Source organism: Actinotalea endophytica, from assembly GCF_025717005.1.
GTDB lineage: Bacteria > Actinomycetota > Actinomycetes > Actinomycetales > Cellulomonadaceae > Actinotalea.
In genome coordinates this window covers 283,188-300,373 of sequence record NZ_JAOVZU010000001.1, presented here as the reverse complement: position 1 = coordinate 300,373, position 17,186 = coordinate 283,188, and the positions used below count along the sequence as shown (strand labels likewise).

The following is a 17,186-nucleotide window of genomic DNA, read 5'->3' as shown; positions in this document are numbered from 1 at the left end:
TCGGCCGTCACCGCCGGCGGCGGTACAGGCCCTTGACCTTCCGGTAGAGGTCGGTGAACGTCCGGTAGCTGCGGTCGTGGACGGCGGCAGCCGCCGGGTCCGGCTCGTAGTGGTGGGTGATCCGGACCAGGCCCGGGACGTCGGGCCACGCCAGCGCCCCGATGCCGATCGCGGCGATGAATGCCGCCCCTCGCGCGTTGGCGAGCACCGGGTCCTCGGCCTGACGCACGGTGCAGCCGAGGACGTCGGCCAGGGTCTGGCACCAGAGGTCCGACTGGGCGCCGCCGCCGATGTAGGTGACGGCCGGGAAGCCGTCCGGCAGCTCGTCGTGCACGAGCCGCTCGACCGCCTCCTTCATCCAGCGGGCGTTCAGCGCGATGCCCTCGAACGCGGCCCGCACCAGGTCGGCCCGGGTCGTCTCGAGCGACACGCCCACCCAGCCGCCGCGCACGGTCGCGTCGTCGACGGGCGTGCGCTCGCCGTTGAGCCACGGCGCGAACACGACGCCGTTCGCGCCGGGCGGTGAGGTGATGGCCAGCGCGTTGAGCCGCTCGAGCGCGTCGGCGGGCGGCGGCGTGCCGTCGCCCATGACGTCGTCCGGGTAGACCACGTTCTCGATCAGCCAGTCGATCGCCTTGCCGGCGACGTCCTGCACGGTCGCCACCCAGTAGCGACCCGGCACCACGGCGGGCAGCGACGCGATGTTGCGCAGCAGGTCGGTGCGCTTGAACGGGACGTGGCAGGTGAGCCAGGCAGAGGTGCCGATGTAGAGGTGCGCGGCGTAGTCCTCCACCGCGCCGGAGCCGACGGCGGCGGCCGTGGTGTCGCCGGTGCCGGCCACCACCTGGACGTCCCGGGTCAGCCCGAGCTCGGCCGCGGCCTCCGGCGTGAGCGTCCCGACGACCGTGGCCGGTGGCACCAGCTCCGGCAGCTTGTCGACGTCGAAGCCGGCGCGCCGCACCAGGTCGGGGTCGTAGCGGACGTCGGCCGGGTCGCGGTTGTCGGTGCACCAGCGCAGCACGGCCGTGTCGAACCCGGCGACCGCGCGACCGGTGAGCCGCATCGTCAGGTACTCGGGCACGTCGAGCAGGTAGGTGGCCGCCGAGTACACGTCGGGGCGGTGGTGGCGCAGCCACTGCGCCTGACCCACGGGGTCCTTGCCGGAGCGGGACGGCACCCCACCGGTCTTGGCGATCCACTGGCGCAGGGCCCGCGCGTTGTACCCGGCGCCCGGCACGGTGATCCCGCCCGAGGTCAGCGCCCGCGAGTAGCTCTCCCCGCGGGCGTCCATCCAGATCAGGGCGTTGTGCAGGTGGTGACCGCTCGCGTCCACCGGGACCAGCCCGCCCCACTGGCCGCTCATGCAGATCGCGTCCACCGACCCCGCGTCGACCTCGAGCCGGTCGAGCAGCCGGCGGGTGCACGCGACGATCGCGTCCCACCACGCCTGGGGGTCCTGCTCCGCGCCGCCGCCGGGGTGCAGGATCAGGCCGACCCGCTCCTTCTCGTGGCCGACGAGGTTGCCCGCGACGTCGACGAGCGCGACCTTGGGGCCTCCGGTCCCGAGGTCGACGCCGAGGACGTAGCGGTCGTCGCTCATCCGCGCCCCGCGGCGCCGGGGTTCTGGCTGCGCGTCACTAGACGCCCTCCACGAGGGAGAAGACCTCGTCGAACCGGCTCAGGGCGTCGTCGATGACGGCGTCCGTGTCGGCCATCGACGTGTACAGCCGCGACCCGGCCAGCGTGATGATGCCGTGCGCCGCGTAGGCCGCGCCCATCTGCTCGATCAGCTCCTTGCGGGTGTTCTTCTCCTTGAGCAGCTTCACCGGGTTGTGCATGTCGAGCAGCATCACGCCGCTGGACTCCAGGTGCACGATCGAGCCCTGGTTGTACGCGACGTACGGCAGCCCGTGCTTGTCGATCAGCCGCTGCAGCCCCTTCGTGAGCCGGTCGCCGGCCCGCCCGGCGATCACCGGGGCGTTGGTCCTCGCCATCTCCTCGATGGCGAAGTACCCGGCGGCGCAGGACAGCGGGTTGGCGGACAGCGTCCCGCCCACCTGGACGTGGGCACCGGACTTGCCGTCGATGCCGGACCCGAACACGGCCATGACGTCGGCCCGGCCGCCGACCCCGCCGGCCATCGGGTACCCACCGGCCACGGCCTTGCCGAACACGGTGAGGTCCGGCGTGACGCCGAAGTACCCGGCGCAGCCGCCCATCCCGACCCGGAAGCCGGTGACGACCTCGTCGAAGACGAGCAGCGCACCGAACTCGTCGCACAGCTCGCGCACCTTGGCGTTGTAGTCGTAGGGCGCCGGCCGGGTCCCGGACTCGGGCCCGAGCGGTTCGACGATCACCGCGGCCGTCCCGCCGCGGGCGCGGTTCTCGACGAGCTTGCGCTTCAGCGCGCCGAGGTCGTGCGGGAAGACCTCCCGGGTGTGGCTGGTCGCGCCGAACGGGATCCCCTTGGCGTTCATCCGGAACGTGCCGGGCACGCGCAGCCCGTAGACCATCGAGTCGGACCAGCCGTGGTAGGCGCCGCCGACCTTCATCACCATCGAGTGCCCGGTGAAGGCGCGGGCCGCACGGACCGCGGCCATCACGCCCTCGGTCCCCGACCCGAGCGACCGGTACATCTCGATGTGCGGCATGTAGCGGTGGATCGACTCGGCGAGCTTGAGCTCGTACTCATGGAACAGCCCGGTGACCGGGCCCGACTGACCGACCACCTCGGCCACCCGCTCGTTCACCGGCCCGTAGTTGCTGCCCAGGATCGTGGGGGCGCCGGCCTGCAGGAAGTCGATGTAGGTGTTGCCGTCCCGGTCGGTCAGGTACGCGCCCTCGGCCTTGGTGATGGCGAGCGGGAACGGGTAGTTGAACGCCAGGTTGTGCTGCACGCCGCCGGGGATGCGCGACTTGGCGCGATCGGTGATCTCCCGGCTCGCGGTGCACTTGGACTCGAAGTAGTCGAGCACGTCGAGCAGGGCGTCGTGCCGCAGGCCGCGCACCGGTTGGGCCAGCAGCGCCTTGAGGCGCTGCATCGTGTCCTCGACGTCCGGGTACTCGCTGATCGCGTAGCCGAGCCGCGCGGACTCGCTGCCGGGGACCTCCATCAGGCGGGTCTCGGGCTGCGGCGACTCCTCGCCGAGGATCCGGGCCGCGGCCGCGTCGGCGCTGGGGAGTTCCTCGACGGCCGCGACCCGGACGGGGGACACCGACTCGGTGATCTGCGCAGCGATCCGCTTCTCGTCCTTGCGCAGCTTCGTGAAGGCGATCTCTCGCACCCAGTCGGGGATCGTGTAGACCTTGCCGGACTCGGTGAGCAGGCTCAGCAGGTAGGCGATCGACACCTTCTCGAGCAGCGCCATGTTGAACACGGCCCGGTCGGGGTCGGTGCCGAGGGCGACGATGCCGTGGTTGGCGATGATGAAGGCGTTGTCGCCGCTCGCGACCTTCTTCTCGACGTTCTTCGCCAGGAAGCCGGTCCCGGCGGGTGCGTAGTCGACGATGGCCACCCGCTTGCCGAGGAACCGGACCTGCTCGTCGGTCAGCGCCGGGATCTCGCGCCGGAGGAAGGCGAGCGCCGAGGCGTACGGCTGGTGGGTGTGCACGATCGCGTTCACGTCCGGGCGCACCCGGTAGATGTTGGCGTGCATCCCGGCCTCGATGGACGGCGCGAGCATCGGCTCCGACTCGTCGGTCACGTGCTTGCCGTCGAAGTCGACGATGCAGACGTCCTCGACCCGCATCTTCTCGTAGTCGTAGTTGCTCGGGGTGACGGCGTACAGACGCTTGCCCGGGATCCGCACGGACACGTTGCCCTCGGTCGCCTTCAGGTAGCCCCGTTCCAGCATCGTCCGGCACATGTCCACCACGTGCCGGCGTGACATGGCGTGCTCCATGAGATCTCCCTAGGACGACCGGGTCTCGGCGCTTCTATCATTTCGTGTTCAAACGGCGATTCCTTCGTTCCTCCGGGCCCATCCTTTCGGCGTCACGTTGTCACGCGTTGATAGAATCCGTCGATGGCCGGCCGCGTGGTGTCCCCGACGCCGTGGCAACGGCTGCCCACCGATCTCGTCCCGGCACTGCACGACCGCATGTCGGAGCTCGGGGATGCGGTCGCCGGTGAGATCACCGTGTCGATCGGGGTCGACGACCCCAAGGTCGCCCTGGACGTCCGACGCGGCGTGGACGCCGCCCTGGAGCGCTTCGCCGACCTGGTGGGGACCGACGCGCCGGCCCTGCCGGCCGGCGTGCGCGAGACCTTCGTGGACCTCGGTGCGGCCGAGGCGCGCGAGGACCGCCCGCCCGAGACCCTGGTGTCGGCCCTCCGGGCCTCGGCGCGCGTGATGTTCCGGGTCATCTCCCGGGCACTCGCCAAGGTTCGGGACCCGGGCACCGAGGACCTGGTCGACCTGTCGGACGCGGTCACCGCGTACGTCGACGAGCTGGTCGCCGCGACCACCGAGGGCTTCACGCTGCAGCTCCGCGAGCAGGCGGGCGAGCAGGACCGGCGGCGCCGCCTGCTGGCCGAGATGCTGGTCCGGGGGAGCGCGCCCGAGCGGGCGGTCCAGGCCGCGGCCGAGGGGATCGGCTGGCGGCGGATCGACGCCGTGGTCCCGATCCTGCTCCCCCTGGAGCAGACCCGGCAGGCGCAGTTCCGCTACCGCGACGACGCCGTGGTGCTGGAGCGCGAACGCGACTCCGTCCTGCTCCTCCGCCGGAGCAGGCCGGCCGCACGCGGTCAGCTCGAGCGGGCCATGCGAGGCCGGGGCGCCGTGATCGGCGTGACCGTCGACTGGGCGCGGGTGCCCCAGGCGGTCCGGCTGGCCGAGCTCACGGCTCAGCTGGCGTCCGACCGAGCCGACGCGGACGACCCGGTCTTCGCGGAGGACCATCTGGCGACGCTGGCGCTGCGGGGGGTGCAGTCCGCGTTCGCGCTCCTCAGCGAGCGCCGGCTCGCGCCGTTCGCCGCGCTGCGCGAGTCGACCAGGGAGCGTCACCTCGAGACGCTGCACAGCTGGCTGCGCCACTGGGGTTCGCGGGCTGCCGTCGCCGACGAGCTCCGCATCCACCCGCAGACCGTGAGCTACCGGGTCCGTCAGCTCCACGAGCTGCTCGGCGACGACCTCGACGACCCCGACGTGCGGTTCGAGCTCGCGGTCGTCCTCGCGGACCGCTCGCGTCGCTAGGGCCCGCGGGCGGGGCCCATCCGGTTCCCCTACCGGGAGGGAACGTGGCCGGTGCCACCGCCCGCCGTTCCGAAGCCCATCGGTCAGGAATCGAGAAGCCCGCCCCGGGGACCGCGACCTAGCGTCGATCCCATGACCACGACCACCGCTCCCGCCATCGACTCCGTCGTCCTCGAGGTCGACGACGTCGCCGCAGCCACCGACTTCTACGCCTCCCTGGGCGTCGCCGACCGGGTCCATGTCCGGCCCGCTGCGACCCCGACCGCGGGCTTCCGAGGCTTCGGGCTCTCGCTGGTGGTGTCCGGGCCCGGCGCCGTCGACGCCTTCGCCCGCGCTGCCCTCGACGGTGGGGCCACAGCCCTGAAGCCGGCCGCACGAAGCTTCTGGGGCTACGGCGCCGTCGTGCAGGCACCGGACGGAGCGCTCTGGAAGATCGCGACGTCGGCGAAGAAGGACTCCGGCCCCGCGGCGATGGCCTACGACGACCTCGTCCTGCTGCTCGGCGCCGGCGACGTGAAGGCCGCCCGGCGGTTCTACGAGGGCCACGGGCTCGAGGTGGGCAAGAGCTTCGGCAGCAAGTACGTGGAGTTCGCGTCCGCCGGGGACGGCATCAAGCTGGCGCTGTACCCGCGCCGCGCCGCGGCCAAGGACCTCGGCGTCGACCCGGCAGGCACCGGGTCGCGCCGGATCGTGCTGCGCGGACGGGCCGGCGACGTCACCGACCCGGACGGGTTCCGGTGGGAGGTGGCCGACTGAGCGAGAGCCCACGCCGCGCCACGACGCGTCGTCCGGCTCGGTTCGCGGACCCGGACGATGCGGCTCAGCCGCCTCCTGGCTCGCGTCGCAGCAGCACCCCCGCACCGCCGGTGAACTCGATCCCGGCGAACGTCGCCGCCCTGGCCACCTCGACGAACCCGTGCCGGGCGTGCAGGTCCAGCGACGCCCGGTTGCCGGCGTTGACCACGCTCCAGACCGGCTCACCGGTCAGCTCGGGGCTGCCCAGCTCGAGCGCGAGCAGACGGTCGGCCACCCGGCGGCGGCGCCACCACGGCACCACGGTGATCCCGGAGACGTACCAGCCGGCCGGCGCATCGGTGGGCTGCGGCCAGATCTTCACGGCCGACGTCCCGATCACCTCACCGACGTGCTCGGCGACGACGTGGATCGCGTCCTCCCGGGCGAGCTGGCCGGCCACCCGGTCCAGGTACGACGCGGGTCGTGGCTCACGCGTCGCGTCGACCGCCACGATCGCGGCCGCGTCCTGCGCGACGGCCCTGCGGACGACCACCGAACCGTCGTCGGTCCCGTGCGCGTCCGGCTGGTACTCGGCATAGCGCGACACGAGTGGCGACCCTACCGACCCCGGCCCCGTCGCTCCCCGCACCCGGTCAGCTGCAGTGCGCGCCCCCGCAGCCGCCCGCGCCGTCCTGGTGGTCGAGCTGCAACGTGGCGTGCTCGATGCCGTACGTCTCGGCGAGGAACCGGCGGACGTCCCTGCCGATGACGTGGCAGTCCTGACCGGGCGACACCAGGACGTGCGCGGAGGCCGCCGTCATCCCGGAGGTGATCTCCCAGACGTGCAGGTCGTGCACCTCGGCGACGCCGGCGCGCGCGAGCACCGCGTCGTCGATCTCCGCCAGGTCGAGCCCCTCCGGCGCCGCCTCGAGCAGCACCCGGCCGGACTGCCGGATCAGGCTGACGCCGGCCTTGAGCATGAGCACCACGACCACGAGCGACGCGATGGAGTCGGCGCGCGCGAACGGCGTCCAGGTCATCACGACGCCCGCGGCGACCGTGGCGATGAACGCGTACAGGTCGTTGAGGATGTGCTGGAAGGCTCCCTCGACGTTGAGGCTGGTCCGGTTGGCCCGGCTCAGCAGCCAGGTGGCCGCCAGGTTGACCCCGACGCCGACCAGCGCGGTCGCGAGCACCAGTGGCCCGGTCACGTCCGGGGGCTCGAGCAGCCGATGGATCGCCTCGTACGCCAACCAGGCGCCGAGCAGGACCAGGGTCAGGCCGTTGGCCTGGGCGGACAGGATCTCGGCCCGCCGCAGCCCGTAGGTGTACCCGCCCCTGGGCGGCCGCGCGGCGAGGCGCATCGCGACGAGCGCCAAGCCGATCGACCCCGCGTCGGTGAGCATGTGCGCCGCGTCGGACAGCAGCACGAGCGAGTCCGCGACCAGACCGACGACGACCTCGCCGACCATGAACGCGAGGATCAGCGCGAGCGCACCCAGCAGGTAGCGCCGATCGGCGGGCGGCGAGCCGGGCGCTGCTCCGTGCGGTGCGTGGACGGCGTGCGGGTGACCCACGGTGCTCAGCTCCGCTCCGGGTGGATCGCCTCGGTGTGCTCCGTGTGCGTGAACGCGAGGTCGAGCAGCATCCGCACGTGCCCGTCCTCGAGCCGGTAGTACGCCATCCGCCCGGCGCGCCGCACCGCCACCACCCGGTGCGCCCGGAGCAGCCGCAGCGCGTGGCTGACCGACGACTCGCTGAGCCCGGTCACCGCGGCGAGGTCGCTCACGCACAGCTCGCCGTCGAGCAGCGCGACGAGCAACCGCAGGCGGCCGGGGTCGGACAGCAGCCCGAAGACGTCCGCCGTGTCCTCGACGTCCGCGTCGGACGGCAGCTGCCGCAGGGCGGACTGGTCGGTCTCCCCGCGCCGGTCCGGCGCAGGATCCGTCACAACATCATCGACATCTGAAGACATGTTCATATGTTGCCACGGGACGCCCCGGCGGAGCCAGCCCGGCGGGCACCCGAACCGGCACGCCGGGCACCCGAACCGGCACGCCGGGCCCGACGTGGGTGCATGCTGGCTCCTGATCACCGCACCGCCAGGGGGAGTGAGCTCGATGGGCAATGACACGACGCGGCGCCGACCCGGCATCCGGACGGCTGCCCTTGTCGCCGCGGGCCTCGTGGCCGCAACCGTCGCGGTGGGTCTGTCGCCGTGGGGCTGGTGGCACGCCCAAGCCCTGCCGGGAGCCATCGAGCTGCGGCTCGTCACGTCGTCGACCGACGGCACCTGCACCGAGCCGCCGCTCACCTCCGGCGGCGCCGGCCGCGCCTGCGACATCGACGACGCCACCACCTACGAGCTCGGACCCACGCTGGGCGAGGCCACGGTGGCGACCGCGCACGAGGTCACCCCCGGATCCAGCCAGGTCAACATCACCCTCACCTCGGACGGCGCCGACGAGTTCGCCCGCATCACGAACGACCTCAGCGGCCAGCAGGTCGCGCTCCTCGTCGACGGACAAGTCATCGGCGCGCCCGTCGTGATGGCTCCGGTCACCCTCCGCGACATCGAGCTCGCGATGCGGTCCAGCCACGAGGCCGTCGTGGTCGTCGCCATGCTGCACGGCGAGGCCTCCTAGGCGCCTCGCGCGGCGGCGCCACCTCCGCACAGCGTCCTACGCGCGCCACCCGGTCAGGCCGCGACCCCCGAGCCCATGTCCTCGAGCGCACGCCCCTTCGTCTCGGCCACGTAGCGGAGCACGAACCACAGCGACACCGCGGAGAACGCCGCGAACAGCGAGTACGAGACGGCCAGCCCCAGGTTCTCGGCGAGCCACGGGAAGGTCTGCGTGACGGCGAAGTTCGCCAGCCACTGGACGGCGGCCGCGACCGCCAGGGCCGCGGCGCGCAACCGGTTCGGGAACATCTCGCCGAGCAGCACCCAGACCACGGGGCCCCAGGAGAACGCGAAGAAGAACACGAACGTGTTCGCCGAGAAGAACGCCACGAGCCCGTGCGTCGCGTCCAGCGCCGCGGCACCCGAGGCGTCCACGGTCGCGGTGGAGAACGCCCACGCCGTCACCGCGAGCGCGACGGTCATGCCCGCGGACCCGGCGAGCAGCAGCACCCGGCGGCCGACCCGGTCGATGATCGCGATCGCCAGCACGGTGCCACCGATGTTCACCGCGGCCGTGACGACCGAGATGAGCAGCGCCTGGCTGGTGTCGACCCCCACGGCCTCCCACAGCGCGGTCGAGTAGTAGAAGACCACGTTGATGCCGGTGAGCTGCTGCAGCATCGACAGGACGATGCCGACCCAGACGATCGCGGCCAGGCCGAGCACCGGCCCCCGCAGGTCGGCGAACCGCGGCTTCGCGTCGCCGGCGAGCGACTCCTCGATCCGGGTGAGCTCGGCGCCCGGGTCGTCGCTGAACAGGGCGAGCACGTCGCGGGCCTCCGCGTCCCGCCCCTCGGCGACCAGGTGGCGCGGCGACTCCGGGAGCCGCAACGCGAGCAACCCGTACGCGATAGCCGGGACGGCCTCGACGACGAGCATCCAGCGCCAGGCGCTGAGCCCCCACAGGTCGTTGCCCGCCGCGCCGCCGGCCAGGTTCACCAGGCCGAGGTTGACCAGCTGGGACGCGAAGATCCCGCTGACGATCGCGAGCTGCTGGAGCGAACCGAGACGCCCGCGGATGTCCGCCGGCGCGATCTCCGCGATGTACATCGGGGCGATGACGCTCGCCATGCCGACGGCGAACCCGCCGACCACCCGCCACACGATGAGGAAGCCGATGCTCTGCGACAACCCGGTGAGCACGGCGCTGGCGGTGAAGAGCGTCGCCGCCATGACCATGGTGCGCGGGCGGCCGAACCGCTCCGCGATGCTGCCCGTCGTCCAGGCACCGGCGGCCGCGCCCAGCAGCGCCGACGCCACGGTGAAGCCCAGGGCCGCCGACCCGAGCGAGAACTCCTCGCCGATGGCGCTGACGGCCCCGTTGATGACCGACGAGTCATACCCGAAGAGCAGGCCACCCAGCGCTGCAGTGGCGGCCAACCCGACGACCTTGGCGGTGCGCCCCCCGTTCACGGTTCGAGCATGGCACAGGGGGCATCCGAGCGGAACGAGAACCGGCGCGTGACCTGCACGGTCGCGGCCGTCGGCCGGCCCCGGGCGGTGCCGCTCCCGGGCAGCGGCCGGCCCGCCTGCGGTCAGGCGACGCGCTCAGGCGACGCGCTCAGGCGACGCGGTCGGGCGCGCCCGCGTCGAGGTGCGCCGCGAGCACCGGCAGCCAGACCTCGACCAGCCGCTCCACCGCCCCGCCGCCGATCCGCGCCGCGACCCCGCTCACGTCCTGCGCCGGGTCCACGGCGGCGACCCACGCACCCGCGGCCAGCCCCGCCCCGACCCCGGTCGGCGAGTCCTCGACCACGAGGCAGCGGCTCGGGTCCACACCGAGCATCGCGGCCGCGACCAGGTACGCCTGCGGGTCGGGCTTCGGCCGGGACACCTCGTCGCCCGCGACCACGACGTCGAACCGGTCCGCGGCCGCCCTGGTCAGCCGTCGATGGCTCATCGTCACCAGCCCGGTCGGCAGCCCGGCCGCCCGCGCGGCGGTGAGCAGCTCACGGGCGCCCTCACGCCACGGCACGACCCCGGACGCGGCGAGCCGCTCGGCCACCGCGTCGTGCAGCGCGTCGACCACCCGCGCCTCGCCCCACGGCACCCCGCGCTCGCGCAGCAGGGTCGCGACCGCGGGGACGCTCCAGCCGACGATCCGCAGGTCGTCCTCGTCAGACCACGTCGCGCCGAGACGGTCCGCGAGCGCGTGCGCGACCGCGGACCAGACCGGCTCCGTGTCGAGCAGCGTGCCGTCCAGGTCCACCAGGACCGCGTCGACCTCGGCCGTCCCGGCCGGCCAGCCGACGTCCAGCGCCAGGCTCCGCGTCGCGCTCACCCCCTCCCTACTCCAGCAGCCAGGTGGCCGACCGGAGGTAGCGCTCGGCGACCTCCGTGGTGCCCGAACCCTGTGCGTCCCACAGCTCGGGCGGCAGCGCGTCGGAACGGTGCGTCGTGGTCCAGCCGAACATCTGCAGGCGGCGGATCATCGACAGCGCGCACCCGGTCTCCAGGTCACCGCGGGTCAGCGGCCGGATCTCGGAGTAGCCCTCGACCCACTCGCTCGCCATCTCCGGTGCCTCCGGCACGTGCTCGATGAAGGACAACGCCGCCGCGAAGTCGTACAGGTACCAGCTGTACCCGCAGTCGTCGAAGTCGATCACAGTGAGCCCGCCGTCGTCGACCATGATGTTCGACGGGCGCAGGTCGGCGTGGATCAGGCCCCAGGCACCCGGGCCGCGCGGCGCGTCGGCGATCACCGCGAGCGCGGCCTCCTGCGCGCGGCGCAGCAGCCGGTCGTCCTGACCGGCACCCTCCCAGCGTCCCCACCGGGCCGCCGGGCCGATCATGTCGGCGATCTGCCAGGAGTGCCGGGTGAACCCGCGAGGCTCCTGCCAGCCCATCGTGTGCTCGTGCAGGCGCGCGGTCATCCGGCCGATCTCGCGGTAGTGCGGCACCGGTTCGGAGACGTCCTCGAGGATCTGTCCCGGGACGAACTTGTAGCTGACGCAGGTCCACGGGCCGGTCGTCGCGGTGTAGGTGCCGTTCAGGGTGGGCAGCGCCTGCGGCACGGGCACCACGCCGTCCGCCGAGAGCGCCGCGACCCAGGCGACCTCGGACTCGAAGGCGTCCGTGCCGGCCATGTAGCCGGGGCGTGCGACGCGCGTCACCGCGTACGGCTCGCCGTCCACGCGCACCAGGAACGTGGCGTTCTCGGACACCGTGATGAGCGTGACCTCGACCTCGTGGGCGGTGAAGCCCCAGGCCTGGACCACGAGGTCGGTGAGCCACGCCGGTGCGGCGTCGCCCTTGCTCAGCTGGTCGAAGACGTCGAGCGAGACGTCGGCGGTGCTGGTCATGAGCCCCTCGATGGCGGTGTGAGCGGGAGCGCGTCGGGGCGCTGCGCCGCGGGTCGGGGCGGTGAGGCGGGCGGCCGCGTGCAGGTTGCACCCGCGCGAACCCGCCCGGCAAGAGCCTGGGGTGAGCCGTCACGAGGTCGTAACTGAGGCCCGTTCGTGTGACCGGCCATTTACACAAGCGGCTGCTCGCGTAACGCGTTCCTTACGAAGCCTTCTCCCGTCCGGCGATCGTGATCGGCCATCGTTGACACGTCCACAGCGGAGGGCCGGGCGGCCCATCAGCAAGGACGAGATCCCGCAGCGACGCGCACCCCGAACGAGGCGTGCGCACCGCCTGACGGGAACCCCGACGGCCCAACGACGGGCGGCGACGAGCCGACTCGCGCTCTCCGCCGTCCGCCCGTCCGGCCAGGAGCAGGAGGTCACGTGGCAACCCGGTCGACGATCATGGACACCAACAGCTTCCGGGCTGACGGTGCCGCCCTGCCGCAGGCCACCGCGCAGCTCGTGCGCCGGCGCGGAGCCGTCCTCGGCCCGTCGTACCGGCTCTTCTACCGCAACCCCGTGCACCTGGTCGCCGGGCACGGCGCGCACCTGACCGACGCCGACGGGCACGACTACCTGGACGTCTACAACAACGTCGCGTCGGTGGGCCACGCACACCCGAGGGTGGTCGCCGCGATGGCCGAGCAGGCCGCGACGCTGAACACCCACACCCGGTACCTGCACGACGCGATCGTCGGCTACTCCGAGGACCTGCTGTCGCTGCTGCCGGACGAGATCGACCGCGTGATGTTCCTGTGCACCGGCTCCGAGGCCAACGACCTCGCGGTCCGGGTGGCCCAGGCACACACCGGTGGCACCGGCGTGGTGGTCAGCGCCGAGGCCTACCACGGCAACACCGCCCTGACCTCAGGGCTGTCGCCGGCGCTGGGCACCGCCCAGCCGCTCGGTGCCGACGTCCGGCTGGTGCCGGCCCCGGACGCCTACCGCCTCTCTCCGCCGTCAGGCCTGCCGGGCTGGGTGGACTCCGAGCCGGACGTCGGCACCTGGTTCGCCGATCAGGTCGCCCGCGCGATCGCGGACCTCGAACGGCACGGCACGCGGTTCGCCGCCCTGCTGGTCGACTCGATCTTCTCCTCCGACGGGGTCTACCCCGAGCCGGTCTCGCCCTCGTTCCTGGCTCCGGCGGTCGAGGTGGTGCATCGCGCCGGCGGCGTGCTGATCGCCGACGAGGTGCAGCCCGGGTTCGCCCGGACCGGCACCCACTTCTGGGGCTTCGCGCGACACGGCGTGGTCCCCGACCTGGTGACCATGGGCAAGCCCATGGGCAACGGCATCCCGGTGTCCGGCCTCGCGGCGCGCAGCGACGTGCTCGCGACGTTCGGCGAGTCGATCCCGTACTTCAACACGTTCGGCGGGAACCCGGTCTCGATCGCGGCCGCGCAGGCCGTGCTCGACGTGATGCGCGAGGAGGACCTGCAGGGCAACGCGCTGCGGGTCGGCGCGCAGATGCTCGACGGCCTGCGCGCTCTCGCCGCCGACCACCCCCGGATCGGCGACATCCGCGGCGCGGGCCTGTACGTGGGTGTGGACGTGGTCACCGACCGCGAGTCACGCGCCCCGGACGTCGCCGGCGCGCTGGACCTCGTCGAGGCGCTGCGCGAGCGCCGCGTGCTCACCTCGGTGTGCGGCCCGGGCAACGTGCTCAAGCTGCGCCCGCCGCTGGCCTTCGACGAGGCCGACCTGGACCGCCTGCTCACCGAGCTCGGCGCCGCACTGGCGGAGCTGGGGCCGGTCGCCGAGCCGGAACGGGAGGCCCGCGGGTGAACGACGCCGCCGCGATCGCCTACGTCCGCCTGCGGACCCTGCTGCGCTCCGAGGAGCTGCAGCCGGGCGAGCGGGTCGGTGACGAACGGTCGCTGGCGGCTGCCCTCGGGGTGCCACGCGCTGCGCTGCGGGCCGCCCTGACCCGTTTGGAGGACGAGGGCGCGGTGCGCCGCGTGATCGGCCGGGCCGGCGGCGTGCTGGTCGCCGACGGCCGGATCGAGCGGCACCTGAACACCACCGAGTCCCTGCCCGTGATCGCGCGCTACCAGGGCATCGAGGTCACGACCGTCGTGCTGCGCGCCGCGCTCGCCGTGGCCGGGCCGCGCGAGCGCCGGCTGCTCGGCCTGCCCGAGGGCGCCACGGTGCACCAGCTGCTCCGGCTGCGCAGCGCGGCCGGCCACCCCCTGTCCGTCGAGTCGTCGGTGCTCCCCGCCGACCTCTTCCCCGGGCTGGGCGACCAGGACCTCTCCTCGCTGTACTCCACGCTGCGCACCGTCTACGGCGTGTGGCCCTCCTACAGCGACGAGACGCTCGAGGTCGACGCCGCCGACCCCGAGAACGCCGAGCTGCTCGGCGTACCACCAGGCACCCCCGTGGTCCGCGTGCGCCGCGCGGCGACCGGGCAGCGGGGACGCCCGATCGAGATCGGCGAGGAGGTCTTCCTCGCCGACCGCATGCGGTTCCACCTGCGTCGCTACGGGCGCACCGTCACCCATCCCGAGCCCTCCCACGCCATGCCCACCACCGCACCGACCGCCGGCGAGCGGACGCCGGCCGCCACCGAAGGGAAGAGTCGATGAGCATCTCCACAGCGGGCGTCACGTACGCCCAAGCCGAGACCGGGTACTTCGAGAAGCGCGAGCTACGCCGGCACGCCAAGTTCTGGGGTCTGTGGGGCATCGGGATCGCAGCGGTGATCTCCGGTGACTTCTCCGGCTGGAACTTCGGCATCGGGACCGCCGGCTGGGGCGGCTTCCTGATCGCCACGATCCTGGTCACGATCATGTACTTCGGGATGCTGTTCAGCATCGGCGAGATGTCCGCGGCGATGCCGCACACCGGTGGCGCGTACTCGTTCGCCCGCAAGGCGATGGGACCCTGGGGCGGCTTCGTCACGGGTCTCGCCGAGACGGTGGAGTACGTGATGACCACCGCCGTCGTGGTCTTCTTCTCCGCGCAGTACGCCGATGCGATCGCGATGGACCTCGCCGGGGTCTCGTTGCCGCAGTGGGTGTGGTGGGTGATCCTCTACGGGGTCTTCCTCGCGCTGAACACCGCCGGCGCGGAGACCTCGTTCCGGTTCGCGATCGTCGTGTCGATCATCTCGCTGGCCGTCCTGGCGATCTTCAGCGTGGCGGCCCTGTTCTCCGCGCAGCTGGACTTCGGCAGCCTGTTCGACATCACCCCCGAGGGCGGCGGCTCGGCGTTCCTGCCGTTCGGGGTCGGCTCGGTCTTCTTCGCCCTCCCGTTCGCGATGTGGCTGTTCCTCGGCATCGAGGAGCTCCCGCTCGCGGCCGAGGAGGCCCACACCCCGTCGAAGGACATCCCGCGGGCCGGCATCTGGGGCATGATCACGCTGGTCGTCTCGGGCGGGCTGGTCATGGTGCTGAACCCGGCGGTGCTCGGCGCCGAGGCGATCGGCTCGTCCGGCGAGCCGCTGCTCGACGGGTTCCGGGCGATCTTCCCGAACTCCGACATCGCCGCCGTGCTGTCCGCGTTCGCCCTGGTCGGCCTGCTCGCCTCGACACAGGGGATCATGTTCGCCTACGGCCGCAACGTCTACTCGCTGTCCCGTGCGGGCTACTACCCCAAGGTGCTGTCGCTGACCGGGTCCCGGAAGACCCCGTGGGCGGCGCTGCTCGCCGGTGCGTTCGTCGGCATCGCGGCGCTGTTCCTGGTGCAGTTCGGCGGCGACGCCGCGGGCTCGATCGTGCTGAACATCGCGGTGTGGGGCGCGGTCATCGCGTACCTGCTGCAGATGGTGTCGTTCGTCCTGCTGCGCCGTCAGCACCCGGACGCCGAGCGGCCCTACCGCTCGCCGGTGGGCATCCCGGGGGCCGTCGTGGCCGGCGGGCTCGCCCTGATGATCTTCATCGGCATCATGGTCAACCCCGACTACCGCCTGGCCATCTACGCCATCGCGGCGGTGTTCATCATCGCCCTGATCGCCTTCGCCCTGGTCGGGCGGTCGAGGCTGGTGCTGTCGCCGGAGGAGGAGTACGCGATGAGCGGGGGTCTGGACACCGCGCCGGTCGACGCCGACGTGGCGGGCACCCCGGCGGTCGCCCCGGCCGGCTGAGACCGGTGCCCGCGGTCGCGAGACCGCGCGGGCCACGCACCATACGGCGGGGCCGTGCTCGTTCCGGCGAGCGCGGCCCCGCCGTGGCCGTCGATTCGCACAGGTCCGTGTCACAACCGTGACTCCTGGCGGACGCATGACGGACCCACCCCTGTGCCACAGTGGAAGGGCACTTGTCGGAAGGCTCTGTATGCGGCGCACCGCCCTCGTCGCCACGTTCGCGCTGGCGCTCGCGGTGAGCGGCTGCGCGAACGACGGGCCCGCGTCGGTCGACGGGATCGCGACGGACGGCGCGACCTCCACGACGAGCAGCGCCCCCGGGTCCTCGAGCGACAGCGGATCCTCGGACGGTGCCGGCTCGTCGACCGACGGCGGCTCGTCGACCGACGGCGGCTCGTCGAGCGGCGCGGCTGACGGCGACGGCACCGGGACCACGGACCCGGGCATGGCCCCCGCCCCGCTGGCGGGCTCGGCCGACGACGCACCGGTCGAGCTGAGCGCCGACGGCGTCGGCGACATCGCGTGGGACGCCCCGGACGCCACCGAGGCGATCACGGCACTGCTCGGCACGCCGGCCAGCGTCGACCCGTTCCCGGAGACCTGCGGCGTCGCGGACGTGGACCAGCTCAGCTACGGCGGCGTGGTCATCAACGTCCTGGCGGACGCGCTCTTCTCCTGGACGGTGACCCAGGCCGAGCCCGTGCCGTACCGGATCGGGCTCCCGCAGGACGTCACGATCGGTTCGCCGTGGTCGGATGTCACGGCCCTCCCCGGCGCCCAGCCCGCCGAGCTGCTGGACAACTACCAGGTGTTCCAGGTCGAGGTCACCGGTACCGGCGCGAGGTCCCTGTTCTACTGGGCCGAGGACGACTCGCCGGACAGCCCGGTGATCCTCGTGGCGGGCTCGTCGATCCTCGGCTGCGGCTGACCGCCGAGCGACGTCGCGCAACGTCCTGCCGACGGACCCGGTGTGACGTCCCGTCGAGGGACCCTGCCGGGTGACGTCCTGCCGACGGATCCCCGGATCGTGCGGCAGCCGCGACGCGCGCCGACCGACGGCGCCAGTGGTGGGATCTGTTCACTCGACCCCCGCGTGTCGGACACGGTCCGCTCACCGTCCGCCCGTACTCTGGGGGCACAGC

At 72.8% G+C, this 17,186-nt stretch carries 15 protein-coding genes; 7 read left to right on the top strand and 8 right to left on the bottom strand.

Annotated elements, in window-relative coordinates; all coding sequences use genetic code 11:
- Positions 1–7 precede the first annotated feature (7 nt).
- Complete coding sequence (locus OEB99_RS01420) at positions 8–1,600, bottom strand: xylulokinase (RefSeq protein ID WP_263507844.1); 1,593 nt, start codon at positions 1,598–1,600, stop codon at positions 8–10.
- Between the two features lie 37 nt (positions 1,601–1,637).
- A complete protein-coding gene (locus OEB99_RS01415) occupies positions 1,638–3,902 on the bottom strand; it encodes an aminotransferase class III-fold pyridoxal phosphate-dependent enzyme (protein ID WP_263507843.1) in 2,265 nt (754 codons plus the stop codon).
- A gap of 123 nt (positions 3,903–4,025) precedes the next feature.
- Between OEB99_RS01415 and OEB99_RS01410 the strand changes: the two genes are divergently transcribed.
- Together OEB99_RS01410 and OEB99_RS01405 are read left to right on the top strand one after the other, a co-directional pair.
- Positions 4,026–5,195, top strand: coding sequence for an RsbRD N-terminal domain-containing protein (locus OEB99_RS01410; protein WP_263507842.1), 1,170 nt, complete (start codon positions 4,026–4,028; stop codon positions 5,193–5,195).
- A gap of 132 nt (positions 5,196–5,327) precedes the next feature.
- The gene (locus OEB99_RS01405; protein ID WP_263507840.1) at positions 5,328–5,951 is read left to right on the top strand and encodes a VOC family protein; all 624 of its coding nucleotides are present in this window, start codon (positions 5,328–5,330) and stop codon (positions 5,949–5,951) included.
- Between the two features lie 64 nt (positions 5,952–6,015).
- On the opposite strand, the gene OEB99_RS01400 is transcribed toward OEB99_RS01405, so the two are convergent.
- The 3 genes from OEB99_RS01400 to OEB99_RS01390 are packed head-to-tail and all read right to left on the bottom strand — an operon-like array spanning position 6,016 to position 7,833.
- A complete protein-coding gene (locus tag OEB99_RS01400) occupies positions 6,016–6,537 on the bottom strand; it encodes a GNAT family N-acetyltransferase (protein ID WP_263507839.1) in 522 nt (173 codons plus the stop codon).
- Between the two features lie 46 nt (positions 6,538–6,583).
- Positions 6,584–7,507: a cation diffusion facilitator family transporter gene (locus OEB99_RS01395; protein ID WP_263507838.1), complete on the bottom strand. Its 924-nt coding sequence runs from the start codon at positions 7,505–7,507 to the stop codon at positions 6,584–6,586.
- 5 nt (positions 7,508–7,512) lie between these two features.
- A complete protein-coding gene (locus OEB99_RS01390; RefSeq protein ID WP_411910648.1) occupies positions 7,513–7,833 on the bottom strand; it encodes an ArsR/SmtB family transcription factor in 321 nt (106 codons plus the stop codon).
- 217 nt (positions 7,834–8,050) lie between these two features.
- On the opposite strand from OEB99_RS01390, the gene OEB99_RS01385 reads away from it, so the two are divergent.
- On the top strand, positions 8,051–8,575 hold the full coding sequence (locus OEB99_RS01385) for a SecDF P1 head subdomain-containing protein (RefSeq protein ID WP_263507836.1): 525 nt from the start codon (positions 8,051–8,053) through the stop codon (positions 8,573–8,575).
- A 53-nt stretch (positions 8,576–8,628) separates the two neighbouring features.
- Here OEB99_RS01385 and OEB99_RS01380 read toward each other — a convergent pair whose 3' ends face one another.
- The 3 genes from OEB99_RS01380 to OEB99_RS01370 form a co-directional block, all read right to left on the bottom strand.
- Entirely contained in the window at positions 8,629–10,026 is a 1,398-nt protein-coding gene (locus OEB99_RS01380) for a sugar porter family MFS transporter (protein ID WP_263507834.1), read from the bottom strand.
- Positions 10,027–10,174: 148 nt separating this feature from the next.
- On the bottom strand, positions 10,175–10,894 hold the full coding sequence (locus tag OEB99_RS01375; protein ID WP_263507833.1) for an HAD family hydrolase: 720 nt from the start codon (positions 10,892–10,894) through the stop codon (positions 10,175–10,177).
- 7 nt (positions 10,895–10,901) lie between these two features.
- The gene (locus OEB99_RS01370) at positions 10,902–11,915 is read right to left on the bottom strand and encodes a phosphotransferase enzyme family protein (RefSeq protein WP_263507832.1); all 1,014 of its coding nucleotides are present in this window, start codon (positions 11,913–11,915) and stop codon (positions 10,902–10,904) included.
- A 426-nt stretch (positions 11,916–12,341) separates the two neighbouring features.
- Between OEB99_RS01370 and OEB99_RS01365 the strand changes: the two genes are divergently transcribed.
- The 4 genes from OEB99_RS01365 to OEB99_RS01350 all read left to right on the top strand — a co-directional run bounded on the left by OEB99_RS01365 (position 12,342) and on the right by OEB99_RS01350 (position 16,972).
- Positions 12,342–13,745, top strand: coding sequence for an aspartate aminotransferase family protein (locus tag OEB99_RS01365; protein WP_263507831.1), 1,404 nt, complete (start codon positions 12,342–12,344; stop codon positions 13,743–13,745).
- Positions 13,742–14,545: a GntR family transcriptional regulator gene (locus OEB99_RS01360; RefSeq protein WP_263507830.1), complete on the top strand. Its 804-nt coding sequence runs from the start codon at positions 13,742–13,744 to the stop codon at positions 14,543–14,545. Before OEB99_RS01365 ends, OEB99_RS01360 begins: the two co-directional genes overlap by 4 nt.
- Positions 14,542–16,044 carry an amino acid permease gene (locus OEB99_RS01355; protein WP_263507829.1) on the top strand — a complete coding sequence of 501 codons (1,503 nt, stop codon included), beginning with the start codon at positions 14,542–14,544 and terminating at the stop codon, positions 16,042–16,044. The genes OEB99_RS01360 and OEB99_RS01355 overlap by 4 nt, the downstream gene beginning before the upstream one ends.
- A 190-nt stretch (positions 16,045–16,234) precedes the next feature.
- A complete protein-coding gene (locus OEB99_RS01350) occupies positions 16,235–16,972 on the top strand; it encodes a hypothetical protein (RefSeq protein WP_263507828.1) in 738 nt (245 codons plus the stop codon).
- Positions 16,973–17,186: the final 214 nt, after the last annotated feature.